Genomic DNA, 13163 nt, shown 5'->3' with positions numbered 1-13163 from the left:
TGCGCGGCCCGACGGGCATCGGCCGCACCAGGAGGGTTACCGAGGCAGGCACATCATTCGAACGCATGTTCGAGATCCTAACAGGATCCGCGAGCCCGTCGCACCATGTTCACCCGTTCCGGCCGCCACAGTGGATAGGCCCGAATCAGCCGGTCATCAGCGGAGGAAACACCCGTACCGCCTCGGTGGGGTCGGCCTCGGCGGCCACGAAACCGTCGGGCCGGACCAGGTAGAGGCGGCCCGGACGCAGGGGTGTCGCGGGCGCCTCGGGGAAGACGTGGACGGGCACACCCAGGTCGGGCACCGCGGGCGCGGTGATCCCGCCGTACGCGTGAATCTGCCAATGCAGCGAGCGCAACGCGCCGAAATTGTCGCCCGCCCACGGAAGCCGGCGCCCCACGACCGGATCGCGGCGGCCCCCGGAGGCGCGCTCGGCGCCCGGCGTCATCCAGTAGTGGATGCGGATCTGGGAGACGTATTGGAAGAGACGCGAGCCGCCGCGGGTGTTCGGGAGGGTCCGGATGCCGATGGGCGCCACGAGCGGGACGATCACCCGGCGAATCACGCGCGACAACGGGGTCTGCGAGGTCACGCCGGCGAAGATGCGGTCGGTCGTGGTCACCAGGCGTTTCGCCACCGGGCGGCGCTCGGCCTCGTAGCGGTCGAGCCAGGTGTCGCGGCGGCGGCCCTGCAGGACGTCGGCGAGCTTGAAGGCCAGGTTGTGCGCGTCCTGCAGGCCCGTGTTCATGCCCTGCGCGCCGACCGGAGAGTGCACGTGCGCGGCATCGCCGGCGAGGAAGAACGGCCCGTCGCGGAAGGCGGCGGCTATGCGGTGGTGCACCCGATATGTCGCGAACCAATGGGAACGGTCATAGGTGACGGCGAACTTGCGCAGGCGCGGGCGCACGTCTTCCTCGGCGAGGTCGCCGTTGCCGTCCTCGTCGCGGACCAGGCCGATCAGGCGCCACGAGCCGCGGCGCTTCATCGGGAAGGCCAGCAGGAAGTCGTCGCTGCCGGGGCGGACGTTGACCGCGCCCTCGACCAGGCCACCCACCGCGAGCGCGTCGAGCACGTAGAAGTGGTGCGGGTTGGTCGTGCCCTCGAAGGCGATGCGGCGGTACTTGCGGATCGCGGAGTTCGACCCGTCGCAGCCGACGCAGAACCGGGCGCGGACCGTGTCGTTGCCGACCTTGGCCTCGACGCCGTGATCGGTCTGGGCGACCGCGGTGACCGCGGTCTCCCACCGCACGCCGACGCCGAGCTTCTGCAGGTTCTCGTAGAGGATTTCCTCGTTACGGCTCTGCTCGAGGACCTGAAGATACGGGTACGGCGTCACGCCCCGCCCGAGCGGCCCGAGCGGGATGCGCCCGAACGCGCGATCGAGATACCCGGGCGCGAGCGCGTCGGCCCGCTGCGCCGCGGCCAGGACGAGATCGCCGAGGCCCAGCTGGTCGTAGATCTCGAGGCTGCGGGCCTGGACCACCAGCGCCCGGGACTCCCGGGTCGGGCCGTCCTTGCCGTCCACCAGGATCACGTCGACCCCGAGCTTGACCAGCCAGTTGGCGAGCATCAGCCCGGTCGGGCCGGCGCCCACCACCAGCACGTCGCACGTCAGGTCGGCCATCGGCGACCCGCCTCCTTAGGTCGTGAGCGCCTCCGCCACGTTCTGGAGAAGCAGGGCCTCGGCGAGGCACGCCCGCTCGAACTCGCCCAGGTGCAGGCTCTCGTCGGGGCCGTGGGCGCCCGAGTAAGGATCCTCGACTCCGGTGACGAGGATCGATGCCTGCGGGAAAAGCTCCTGGAAGGTGGCGATGAACGGGATGGAGCCGCCGACGCCCATGTCGACCGGCTTCGCGCCGTCCCAGGCCGCGGTGAAGGCGGCGCGGGCCGCCTCGAACGCCGGGCCGGTCGCGTCGATGACGCAGGGCGAGCCGTCGCTCTCCAGCGTGACCTCGACCTGAGCGCCCCAGGGGACGTACTTCTCCAGGTGGGAGCGGATCGCCGCGTACGCCGACTTGGGGTCGTCGCCGGGCGCCAGCCGCACGCTGATCTTGGCTTTCGCGGTGGGCTGCAGCGCGTTCGCCGCCTCGAGCGTGCGCGGGGCGTCGATGCCGAGCACCGAGATGGCCGGCTTGGTCCAGATGCGGTCGGTGATCGTGCCGTGGCCGATCAGCTTGACGCTGTCGAGCACGCCGCCCTCGTGGCGGTACCGGTCTTCGGGGTAGTCGACGCTCGCGCCCTCGCGGCCGACCAGGCCGTCGACGGCGACCTCGCCGTTGTCGTCGTGCAGGCTGGTGAGCAGCCGGGAGAGGACCATCAACGCGTCCGGGACCGGGCCGCCGAACATGCCGCTGTGCACGGCGCTCTTGAGCACCCTGACCTCGGCGAACAGGTTCACCAGGCCGCGCAGCGAGGTGGTCAGCGCGGGCCGGCCGATGTCCCAGTTGCCGGAGTCGGCGATCACGATGACGTCGGAGCGCAATTCTTCGGTGTGTGCGGCGATGATGTCGTTGAGCGAGTCGGAGCCGTACTCCTCCTCGCCCTCGACGAAGACGACCACGCCGACCGGCAGCTGGTCGCCGAGGGCGCGCAGCGCCGCCACGTGCGCCATCACGCCGGCCTTGTCGTCGGCGGCGCCGCGGCCGTAGAGGCGGCCGTCGCGCTCGACCGGCTCGAACGGGTCGCTCGCCCAGAGCGAGACGTCGCCGACCGGCTGCACGTCGTGGTGCGCGTAGAGCAGCACGGTCGGGGCGCCGGGTGGCGCGGCCTTGCGGCCGATCACGGCGGGCTGGCCGCCGTGCCGCACGATCTGCACCTCGAGACCGCAGCCGCGCAGCAGCTCGGCCACGGCCTCGGCGGACCGGTCGACCTGGGTGTGGTCGAAGCCCTCGAAGGCGATACCGGGGATCCGGATCAGCCGCCCGAGGTCGGCGCGGACTCCGGGCATCTCCCGCGCGATCGCGGCGCGCAGATCGGTTTCGTTCAAGCTCATGAACCGATCCTATGGTGTTCAGCTGTCGGTTTCCCCTTCGCGGCGGCCTCGGCCGGAGGCCCAACCGCGGGCGCCGCGCACGGCGGACCCGGTCAGGTCGCCGGCGCCGTCGCCGACCTTGCGCAGCAGGTTGACCAGCGGGTCCTGGGAGGTGGTGAAGGTTTCCCGGTACGACGAGGCGGCGGCCTTCACATCGTCGGCGACCGACGCGTCGCCGTCCGAGTCGCGACGCGGGTAGTCGCCGCCCAGGATCCGCGCGTACTCCCCCGAGTCGATCCACTTGCGCAGCTCGGCGGCGCGCGCGACCGGGACCGGGTGGGTGTTCCAGAGGGTCAGCCCGATCTTGTGGAGGCTGTCGCGGAGGTCGCCGCCGCTCTCGTACTCGGCGGCCTGCTCGAGGAACGCGGCCGTGTCGATCTGGGAGAGGTCGCCGCCGCCGGCCAGCTTCATCAGCAGGCGGGTGGAGGCCGCCGGATCTTGCCCCGCCAGCAGGCCGGCGCGGTCGGCGGAGAGCTCCGCCTTGCGCCACCACTCGAGCATCGCCGCGATGATGCCGCGCAGCGCGATCGCCCCGATCGGCAGCCAGGCCAGCGAGATCGTCCACCGGGTGAGGATCATCATGATCGTGCGGTAGACCGAGTGGCCACTGCGCACATGGCCCAGCTCGTGCCCGAGCACGGCGCGCAGCTCGTCGTCGTCGAGCCTCTCCACCGCACCCGTGGTGATCACGATGAACGGCTTGTCGAGGCCGATTGCCTGGCCGTTGATGATGGGGTCCTGCGTCACGTACAGCTCGGGGAGCTCGGCCACGTCGAGGGTCGTGGCGGCCTCGGTGAAGCGCTGGTAGACGCGCGGGTACTGCCGGTGGTCGACGCGGATCGCGCTGGACAGGAACGCCAGGCGGAAGCCGCGCTCGTTCCACATCCCGAAGAATGCCTTGATCATGTCGTCGAAGCCGCGCAGTTCGCGCAGGGCGGTCAGCGCGCCCCGGTCGGCGGGGTGCTCCCAGGCGCGGGAGCTGATTCCGGTCAGCGTGACCCGCCGGCGTACCGGGCGGTTCTCCTCGTCGGTCATGATCCAACCCCGTCTCCCCGGTCGCGCAGCAGCGCGAACCGGTCGTCGCCGGTCGTCGCTTCGCCGTCGACGATCAGGTCGGCGGCAGCGGCGGTCTCGTCCTGGGCGAAGTGCCGGTCCTCGGCAGCACGCCACCGCTCAAGGTACGCCCGGAAAGCAACGCTGTCGTCGCCGTCGCGGGCCACGGCCCGGCGCCAGCGCAGGTCGGGCGGGGCCACGACGAAAACGGAAAGGCTCAGCTCGGGCCGAATCTCACGCCTCGCGGCGCTCACTCCTTCCAGGAGTACGGCGGGAGCAGGGCCGACGCGGACCGGTGGGCCCGCGAACGCGCCGAGGTGCCACTGGTAGCGCTGGTAGGTGGCGGTCTCGCCGCGCCGCAGCGGGCCGAGCACCTGGCGTTCGAGCCGCCGCCAGAAGGTGAACTGGTCGTTCCAGCCGTCGAGCAGATCGTCGGTGTGCACGACCGGGGCGTCGAGCTGCTTGGCCAGCCGCAGCGCGAAGGTCGTCTTGCCCGCGCCGCTCGGGCCGTCGACCGCGATCAGCCTGGTGCCGCCGAGCTTCGGAGCGATATGCCGGATTTGTTCGGCCAGATCGGCGTATCTCATCGCGGCGCTCCGGGCGGCACGAACGGCAGGTTTCCCGGCGGGCCGTCGAAGATCAACCGCCACAGCGCGGACGTGTCGAGATGCTCCTCGACGAGGTCGCCCAGCACGTCGAGCGCCTTCTCGCGAACCGCCGCGAACCGGGTGTCGGGCGCGACCGTGAAGCCGTGCCGCCCGGCCTGCGACGCCACCGCGGTGAGGAAGCGCCGCCGGAACTCGTCGTTCTCGAAGGCGCCGTGCCAGTGGGTGCCGTAGACGTTCCCCAGCGCCGCGCCCTCCGGCCGCCCGTCGTCGTACCGCAGCAGCGGTGGCGGCGCGCCCCGGGACACGACCCCGTGATGGATCTCGTAGCCGCGCACGGGCGCGCCGAGACCCTCCCCCGCGGGCCGGGCCAGGGTCTTGCGCGCCGCGAAGGTGATGCCGACCGGCAGCAGGCCGAGCCCTTCGACCTCGCCGCGCCCGCTTTCCACCTCGTCATGAATGCTCTCGGCGAGCATCTGGAAACCTCCGCAGATGCCCAGCAGTGGCTTGCCCTGCGCCACGTGCCGCCGGACCGCCTCGTCGAGCCCTGTTTCGCGCAGCCAGTGGAGGTCGCTGACCGTGGCCTTGGAGCCCGGCAGCACGACCAGGTCGGCGTCGGCGATGTCGCCCGGCTCGATGGTCAGCTGTACCCGGACGCCCGGCTCGGTGGCGAGCGCCTCGGCGTCGGTGGCGTTGGAGACGCGCGGCAGCCGGATCACCGCGACCCGCAGCCACTGCTCGCCGCGCGGCGGCCCGGGCCGGCCCAGCGTGCGGCCGTAGGCGAGCGAGTCTTCCGCGTCGAGCCAGACGTCGAGGTGGAACGGGAGGACGCCGTGCACGGGCCGCCCGGTCGCCGACGTGATCATGTCGAGCCCGGGGCGTAGCAGGCCGGGGTCGCCGCGGAACTTGTTGATCACGAAGCCGCTGACCAGCGCCTGGTCTTCCGGGCTGAGCAGCGCGAGCGTGCCGTGGAACGCGGCGAGGACGCCGCCGCGGTCGATGTCGCCGACCACGATCGTGGGCAGGCCGGCGTGCCGGGCCAGGCCCATGTTCACGAAGTCGCCGTCGCGCAGATTGATCTCGGTGGGGCTGCCGGCGCCCTCACAGATCACCGCGTCGTACTCGGCACGCAGCTCGTCGAGGGACGCCCACGCCGTTGCGGCGAGCCGCTCACGCATCGAGCGGTAGCTTCCGCCGGTGACCGTGCCGACCGCCTCGCCGAGCAGCACCACCTGGCTGGACCGGTCGCTGCCGGGCTTGAGCAGCACCGGGTTGAACCGGATGTCGGGCGCCAGTCCGCACGCCGCGGCCTGCATGGCCTGCGCGCGGCCGAGCTCGCCGCCGCGGCCGTCGGGGCCGACCACGACCGCCGAGTTGTTCGACATGTTCTGCGCCTTGAACGGCGCGACCTTGACGCCGCGGCGGTGCAGCCACCGGCAGATGCCGGCGGTGACCACGCTCTTGCCGGCGTCGGAGGTCGTGCCGGCGACGAGCAGGCCGCCGCTCATCGCTCACCCCGGCGCCAGATGGCGCCCGCGGCGGGCAGGCCGCCGCTCATCGCTCACCCCGGCGCCAGGTGGCGCCCGCGGCGGGCAGGCCGCCGCTCATCGCCTGCTCCGCCGGCCCATGGCCAGGCCGGCGGCGATCAGCGTCGCCGCCATTCCCACGGCGCCCGAGATGCGCGCCGCCCGGCGCAGGTGCACGGCCGACGGGCGCGGGCCGTCGCCGAGGAACGGCCGCACCTCGCTGCGTCCGAAATAGACATTGCGGCCGCCGAGCCGCACGCCGAGCGCGCCGGCCATCGCCGACTCGCACTGCCCCGCGTTCGGCGACGGGTGGTCGTCACGGTCGCGCCGCCACACCCGCAGCGTCTCGCGCGGCGAGCCGCCGGCAACCGGCGCGAAAGCGATCGTGAGCAGCCCGGTCAGCCGGGACGGAAGCAGGTTGAGCGCGTCGTCGAGGCGGGCCGCGGCCGTTCCGAACCGCTCGTAGCGCGGCGACCGGTGGCCGACCATGGCGTCCAGCGTGTTGGCCGCGCGGTACGCCAGCAGGCCGGGCAGACCGAGCAGGCCACCCCAGACCAGGGGCGCGACGACCGCGTCCGATGTGTTCTCGGCCACCGACTCGACCGTGGCCCGGGCCAGCTCGGGAGCGTCCAAGGTCGACGGATCGCGCCCGCACAGGTGGTTGAGCCGCCCGCGGGCGGACGGCAGGTCGCCGTTGTCGAGGTGTCCCGCCATGATCCGGGACTCGCGGCGGAGCGTGCGGCCGCCCAGGACCGCCCAGGTGGCCGCGGCCACCAGGGTCGCCCGCGCGACCGGGTGTCGTCGTGTCGCCCGCGCGGCGGCGAGCCCGGCCACCGCGGGCCCGGCCACCGCCAGCGCGGTGAACGCCGCGCCCGACCGGCGGTCGGGCTGGTAGAGGCGGCGCTCGAGCGCGCCGGCCGCCGTGCCGAAGCCGGCGACCGGGTGGAACCGTCGTGGATCGCCGAACACGGCGTCGAGCAGATAGCCGGCCACCAGCCCCGCGGCGTCCGCACCCGCCATGTCGTAAACCCCCCGTTTTACGGAAAGTGCCCTATGGGCACAGATTGCACACCCAGACCGGCCGTTCCGCGCCCATGGACGAGAACGGCACGGGCTGTGCCACGCCCCAGACGAGCACGCCGGGAGCGCGATCTTCCAGGAACTCGGCGACGATGGCGAGCAGGTCGCTCGTCGCGCGGTAGGGCGCTTCGAACGGCAGGTCGTCCTGCCCGCAGGAGCCGGTCGAGCAGCGCAGCTGCCCGGCCTCCCCGTCGTGCCAGACATAGAACGTGGCCGGCCCGTCGTACCGCATGGTGGCCACCTGGTCGCGCAGCAGCTCGGCGGTCTCCTCGAAGGCGGTGACCACCTCATCGGCCGACATGCCCATGCGCTCATGCGGCGGGGCGCCCAACCAGCTGGTGTTGGCGTGCTCGGCGTCCTGGTCGTGCGGCGAAAGCACCAGTGTCTCGCCCGCGATCGCGCGGATCTCCTTCAACAGCACGGGCCCCAGTGTGCCCGGCCCACCCCGGGCCGGGCCAACCGGGCGGGCCACCCCTGTTCGGACGACCTAATCCGAACAGGGGTTGACCAGCGGTCAGGCCGCGACCGGCTCCCGCTTCGTCCGGCGGGTGCGACGGGTCGCCGGCGGCTCCTCGGCGACCAGGCGCTCCACCTCGAGGGCGAGTTCCTCGTCCGTCCCGGATCCGGGCTCGGGAGCGGGTTCGGGCTCGGGAGCGGGCTCCGGCTCGGGCTCGGGCTCCGGCTCCGCGAGGGCCAGCTGCGGCTCCGCGAAGGCCGGCTCGGGCACGTCGGGCACGCCGTCGCCGTACCCGATCGGAGTCTCGTCGGCGGCGAGCGCGAGCGACGCCTCACCCGCGATCAGAGTCTCGCCTTCGGCGTCCTCGAGCTGCGTGGCGCTCATGCCGGTCCGGTTGCGGAAGAAGCGGGCACGGCCGCGGGACAGATCGTGGCCGATCGCGAACGCCTCCATCTCGTACGAGACGCGGTGGTTGCCGTTCTCGTCCTTCCAGTCACGGGTGTAGAGCCGGCCCTGGACCATCACCGGATCGCCCACGGCGACCGACGAGGCGACCCCCTCGGCCAGCCGCCGCCAGGCGACGACACGGATCCGCAGGTTGTGGCCATCGATCCATTGACTGTTCTCCTTGTCGAAGCGGCGGGCGGTCGAGGCGACCTTGAAGTTGGCGACCAGCGCGCCGGTGGTCGGGATGCGACGCCACTCCGGGGTGGCGAGCACGTTGCCCACGAGAGTGATGGTGGTGTCGAACACGGGTGTCCTCCTGAGTCGGGAGCGGGTGAGGCGGCGAGCATGCGCTCCGACCCGTACGCGACGGAGGGCTTGATCTTGATTTTTGGGGACGAGAGCCGACATGTGGATTTCGCCATGAGGGCCTGTTGATCTGATATGCCTGATCGTGTGGAGATCGACCTTCTGGGGCCGCCGTACGAGCGGCACACCATCGACCTGGGCAGCGACGACGAGGGCTCGGTCGTGGCGACTCTGGTGCGCCGCCGCGCCGACCGCCCCACCCGCCGCGCCGTCCTGTACGTGCACGGCTTCGTGGACTACTTCTTCCAGACCCACCTCGCCGACTTCTTCGCCGAGCGCGGCTGGGACTTCTACGCCCTGGACCTGCGCAAGTACGGCCGCAGCCTGCTGCCGCACCAGACGCCGAACTTCGCACGCAGCCTCACCGACTACTACCCCGAGCTCGACGAGGCCGCGCGGATCATCCGCGAGGAGGACGGCCACGACCAGATGCTGGTCAGCGGCCACTCCACCGGCGGTTTGATCACCGCGCTCTGGTCGCACTCCCGGCAGGGCCGCGGCCTCGTCGACGGACTGTTCCTGAACAGCCCGTTCTTCGACTTCAACGTGCCCTGGCTGGTGAAACGGCCGCTGATGGCCGCGGTGGTCGGCGTCAGCGGCCGAACCCCCTACCGCAAGATTCCGACGGCGTCGCTGGGCTTCTACGGCGAGAGCCTGCACACCGATCACCGTGGCGAGTGGACATACGACCTGGCCTGGAAACCGATCCTGGGCTTCCCGGTGACGGCCGGCTGGCTGAACGCCATCCGCCGCGGCCAGCGGCGACTGCGCGCCGGGCTCGCGATCGACGCGCCGATCATGGTGGCGTGCTCGACGCGTACGTACAAGGGCCGCGCCTGGCACGAGGACGTCCGCCTCACCGACGTCGTGCTCGATGTCGATCACATCGTGCGGTGGGCGCCACGGCTCGGCCCGCGCGTGACGATCGCCCGCTTCGACGGCGGCATCCACGACCTCACCCTCTCGGGCCCGGAGGTGCGCGCGGAGGTGTTCCGGGAGCTGGCACGCTGGGTGGACGCCTTCGTGCCGCCGCCGGGGACGCCCGAGATCGACGTGCCGCCGGCGCCCGAGGACAAGGCGGACGACAAGTCCCAGGCGACCGCTTAGTATGTGGCTGCCAGCCAGCGCTCGTAGCTCAGCGGATAGAGCAACGGACTTCTAATCCGTCGGTCGCAGGTTCGAATCCTGCCGGGCGCGCCAAGTCTCGCCGCCGCGTCACTGGCCGTCGGGGTTGGGGGGCTCACCGTAATGACGGCGGTGAGCTAATCTCCGTGCTCGTGAGCAACGACTCGAACGGTCCCGTGCAGGAGCCCGGCGCCGGTCCGTGGGGGAATGGGTCTGCCGAGGTTCCGCCGCAGCCCGCGCCGGGGTGGAACGCGCCGCAGCAGGCCGGCCCGAGCGCGGCGCCGGCCTGGCCGGCCGAGCCGGGGTCGCCCGCGCCGGGGGTGTGGCATGGACAGGCGCCGGTGAGCGGCCAGCCGGCCCAGTACGGCACGCCGCAACCGGGACAATACGGTCCTCCGCAGCAGGGCTGGACGCCCTATCAGCCGGTGAGCGGCCAGCCCGGCCCGAGCTCCCAGCCCATATCGGGATCCGCTTCGTGGTCCGAGTCGGTGGCCCCGCCGACGGAGCCCATCGGCCAGTGGCCGCCGCCGCAAGCGGCCGTCGGTGACGAGGGGCCGTCCTGGCGGCCGCGGATCGAGCCGTCGCCGCCGAGCCGTGGCCGGTTCCTGCCGGGGCTGCTCGTCGGTCTGCTCGTGGGCTTGGTGGTCCTGGCGCCGGCCGGGTACTTCGTCGGCGACCTGCTGTTCGGCGACGAGCCGAAGGCCGGCGGCACGACCGGCGAGCCGGCCCCGGTGAGCACGGCACTGCCGCCCTACGAGGCGAGGCAGGCCGAGCTGAACCGGGCGAAGTTCGATGGCGACCTGGCGGCGATGGCCGAGCCGTGGCTGCCGTATCTGTCGCGGTGCATCAGCAACATCGATCCCGGTGCGCCGAAGGCGCCGAAGAGCGAGATCACTCGCGTCACCTGTCAGCTCGGCAACATGACGGTCTTCTTCGTCGAGTACAAGACTCCGGGGGACCGCAACAAGGAGTACCTCACCCGGCAGCAGCAGAACATCGACACGCAGCAGCTGGCGCCGGGGGCGGTGCCGCCCACCCACAAGGCCGGCGCGTCCGGCAGCAACATCGGCAACTACGTCGAGTTCGCCTTCAAGCCCCAGGCGGCGGGCGCGGAGACCTACGCGGGAATTTGGTGGGATCGCGACGGCGCTCCGCTGGTGGCCGCAAGGATCGAGGTGCCGTGGGCCAAGGGCCTCAATCAGAATTGGGAGCCGCTGCGCGACATCTGGCAACGGCATGGGTGAGCGCCTATTTGTGCAGCATTGACCGCGGGTTGGGTTCGATCACGGCGAACATGTCGTCGACCGAGTGGTAGCCGATCGCGTACGAGTGCGGCGGATGCCACGCCGCGTAGGCACGACAGGCGTTGCGGACGCGGTTCTTGATCTGGCCGTTCGACGGCGTGTCCCAGTACGGGGAAACCTGCTTCAGGCGGCGGTCGGACCAGTACGGCGGCAGGATGTACCAGCTGACGTCCCCGTACACCGCCGGATGCTCGGCGGCCAGCTCACGCAACGCCTGTCCCGCCGCGCGGTGATCCGGGTTGTCGTCGACCAGCCAGCTCGGCGCGTACACACCCGCGTCCCGGCCGATCGACGTGACCAGCGCGACGATCGCGGCCTTCGCCTGGCCCACGGTGACCTCTCCGTCGATCAGCCCGGCCTCGTGCACCTGGCCACCGCCGAGCGCATGGACGGCCGTCGTCAGCTCGCCGTAGCGGGCCTGCCCGAACGTTTCCGGGGTGAGCGGGGCGTAGCCCTCGGCGGCCGGGTTGTGGGTGACACCCCACCAGCGCGACGCGCGTGAGCCGTTGATCTGGAGCCGGGCGACGCTGGACGTGCCGCGGGTCAGCAGCAGGATGTGCACGTCGCGGCCGGCGGCGAAATGCTCGGCGACCAGCACGCCCGCCCCAAGGGTCTCGTCGTCGGGGTGCGGCACGACCAGGATCCATGGCCGGCCGGCCGTACTGGGCACGAACCGGGCCGGCGCTGCCACGCTGCTCCGCGGCGCGCATCCGCCCTGTGTCCCGAGCGCGGACTCGGCGGCGACAGCGGCGGCGGCGAGCACGGCGCGACGACTCGGCATCGATTACCTCCATCGGATCCGGGAGTTGGCTGGCGCCAATGATGGCGCAGGCGCGCAGGCTGGACGATACGGGGGCGCGGGCTCGGGTGTTGGTTCGTGAGAGGCGTTCGCGTAGCATGATGCCGCTCGTCGGCTCGGGGGCCGGCAATTCACTCGGGATGGAACCAATGCCGGACAAGGCCCGCAATGAGCCTGGCTCTGTGACCAACGTGTTGATCCTGGGCACCGCGGAGTGGGATTCGGCAATTGCCACCAACCAGCACTATGTGACCCGCGAGCTCGCCGCGGCGGCGGACGTGACGTTCGTGGAATCCCTCGGCCTGCGGCGACCGACCCTGCGACGCGCCGACGTGGCCCGCATGGCGGCGCGGGGCCGCCGGGCGTTCGCCTCCGCGGCTCCCGCCGCCGGATCGAGCGCCCCGGGACGGGCCCGGCCGGACCACACGCGCATCGTCTCGCCGATCGTCGTGCCCGTGCACCGCGCGCCCACCCGCCTGCTGAACCGCACGCTGCTGCGCCGCTCCACCGCCGAGTGGCTGGAAAGCAGCCGTCCGCGGGTTCTATGGACCTTCACACCCGTGACGTACGGTCTGGAGAACGCCGCCGACGTCGTCATCTACCACTGCGTCGACCTGCTCGCGAAGTTTCCCGGCATCGACGGCGTCGCCGTCGGCCGGGGCGAGCGGAACCTCGCGGCCCGGCCCGGCATGGTCGCCATCGCCACCAGCCAGGCGGTGCACGAGCACCTCGTCGGCACCGGCTTCCCCCGCGTCGAGCTGCTGCAGAACGTCGCGGACGTGTCCGTGTTCGCCGAAGGCAGCCGCCCGGCCGCCGAACGCCGGCCGTCGGTGATCTTCTCGGGCAATCTCACCACCGCGAAGCTCGACATGCCGCTGCTCGTGTCCCTCGCCAAAGCATTGCACGGCCGCGGCGAGCTGCTCCTCGCCGGCCCGCTGGCCGCGGGCGGTGGAAGCTTCACCGCCGAACTGCAGCAGCTGGAGGAGCTGGGCGCTCGCTATCTGGGCCTGCTCACGCCGAAGGAGCTCGCCGCGGCGGCCGGCACCTGCGCGGTCGGGCTCATCCCGTACGCGATCAACGACTACACGACGGGCGTGAGCCCGCTCAAGTGCTTCGAGTACCTGTCGTCCGGCCTGTCGGTGCTCAGCACCCCACTGCCCTCGGTCCGGGCACTCGCGCAGACCAATCCGCACGTCGTCGCGGCCGAGGGCGCCGACGTGCTCGACCACCTCTCCCGGATGCTGGCGCCCGTCACCGACGACGTGATCGCCGACCGGGTGGACAGCGCCGGTCGGCATGGCTGGGGTGAGCGCGGGCAGGTGCTCCGCGACCTTCTGGCGGCCGAGCTCGCGCAACTGCCGGTTCGATGA

General features: G+C 72.0%; 12 protein-coding genes and 1 tRNA gene. 4 read left to right on the top strand and 9 right to left on the bottom strand.

The genetic code is table 11. The features are described 5' to 3' along the window. Window positions 1–145: 145 nt before the first annotated feature. From ACIA5D_RS14145 to ssb, 8 genes are all read right to left on the bottom strand, one after another. Entirely contained in the window at window positions 146–1624 is a 1479-nt protein-coding gene (locus ACIA5D_RS14145; RefSeq protein ID WP_396030285.1) for an FAD-dependent monooxygenase, read from the bottom strand. A 15-nt stretch (window positions 1625–1639) separates the two neighbouring features. Next, entirely contained in the window at window positions 1640–2992 is a 1353-nt protein-coding gene (locus tag ACIA5D_RS14140) for a dipeptidase (RefSeq protein WP_396030284.1), read from the bottom strand. Between the two features lie 18 nt (window positions 2993–3010). Then, window positions 3011–4066, bottom strand: a complete 1056-nt coding sequence (locus ACIA5D_RS14135) for a M48 family metallopeptidase (RefSeq protein WP_396030283.1) — start codon at window positions 4064–4066, stop codon at window positions 3011–3013. After that, the gene (locus ACIA5D_RS14130; RefSeq protein ID WP_396030282.1) at window positions 4063–4671 is read right to left on the bottom strand and encodes a uridine kinase; all 609 of its coding nucleotides are present in this window, start codon (window positions 4669–4671) and stop codon (window positions 4063–4065) included. Before ACIA5D_RS14130 ends, ACIA5D_RS14135 begins: the two co-directional genes overlap by 4 nt. Beyond that, complete coding sequence (locus tag ACIA5D_RS14125) at window positions 4668–6197, bottom strand: cobyric acid synthase (protein ID WP_396030281.1); 1530 nt, start codon at window positions 6195–6197, stop codon at window positions 4668–4670. The genes ACIA5D_RS14130 and ACIA5D_RS14125 overlap by 4 nt, the downstream gene beginning before the upstream one ends. Before the next feature lie 96 nt (window positions 6198–6293). After that, on the bottom strand, window positions 6294–7235 hold the full coding sequence (locus ACIA5D_RS14120; protein ID WP_396030280.1) for a cobalamin biosynthesis protein: 942 nt from the start codon (window positions 7233–7235) through the stop codon (window positions 6294–6296). Between the two features lie 31 nt (window positions 7236–7266). After that, on the bottom strand, window positions 7267–7716 hold the full coding sequence (locus tag ACIA5D_RS14115; protein ID WP_396030279.1) for a hypothetical protein: 450 nt from the start codon (window positions 7714–7716) through the stop codon (window positions 7267–7269). A 93-nt stretch (window positions 7717–7809) separates the two neighbouring features. Then, complete coding sequence (gene ssb / locus ACIA5D_RS14110) at window positions 7810–8505, bottom strand: single-stranded DNA-binding protein (protein WP_396030278.1); 696 nt, start codon at window positions 8503–8505, stop codon at window positions 7810–7812. A gap of 147 nt (window positions 8506–8652) precedes the next feature. On the opposite strand from ssb, the gene ACIA5D_RS14105 reads away from it, so the two are divergent. From ACIA5D_RS14105 to ACIA5D_RS14095, 3 genes are all read left to right on the top strand, one after another. Beyond that, a complete protein-coding gene (locus tag ACIA5D_RS14105; protein ID WP_396030277.1) occupies window positions 8653–9672 on the top strand; it encodes an alpha/beta hydrolase in 1020 nt (339 codons plus the stop codon). Between the two features lie 17 nt (window positions 9673–9689). Then, window positions 9690–9765, top strand: a tRNA-Arg gene (locus ACIA5D_RS14100). Between the two features lie 77 nt (window positions 9766–9842). Continuing rightward, window positions 9843–10934, top strand: coding sequence for a hypothetical protein (locus ACIA5D_RS14095; RefSeq protein WP_396030276.1), 1092 nt, complete (start codon window positions 9843–9845; stop codon window positions 10932–10934). Window positions 10935–10938: 4 nt separating this feature from the next. Here the strand turns inward: ACIA5D_RS14095 and ACIA5D_RS14090 are convergent, their stop codons facing one another. After that, a complete protein-coding gene (locus ACIA5D_RS14090; RefSeq protein ID WP_396030275.1) occupies window positions 10939–11775 on the bottom strand; it encodes a PIG-L deacetylase family protein in 837 nt (278 codons plus the stop codon). Between the two features lie 200 nt (window positions 11776–11975). Here ACIA5D_RS14090 and ACIA5D_RS14085 point away from each other — a divergent pair, with 200 nt between their 5' ends. Next, entirely contained in the window at window positions 11976–13163 is a 1188-nt protein-coding gene (locus ACIA5D_RS14085; protein WP_396030274.1) for a glycosyl transferase family 1, read from the top strand.

The organism is Actinoplanes sp. NPDC051513 (assembly GCF_044454685.1).
Taxonomy (GTDB): Bacteria; Actinomycetota; Actinomycetes; order Mycobacteriales; family Micromonosporaceae; genus Actinoplanes.
Note: the sequence above shows the minus strand (reverse complement) of the source record. Positions and strands in the feature narration are given on the sequence as shown.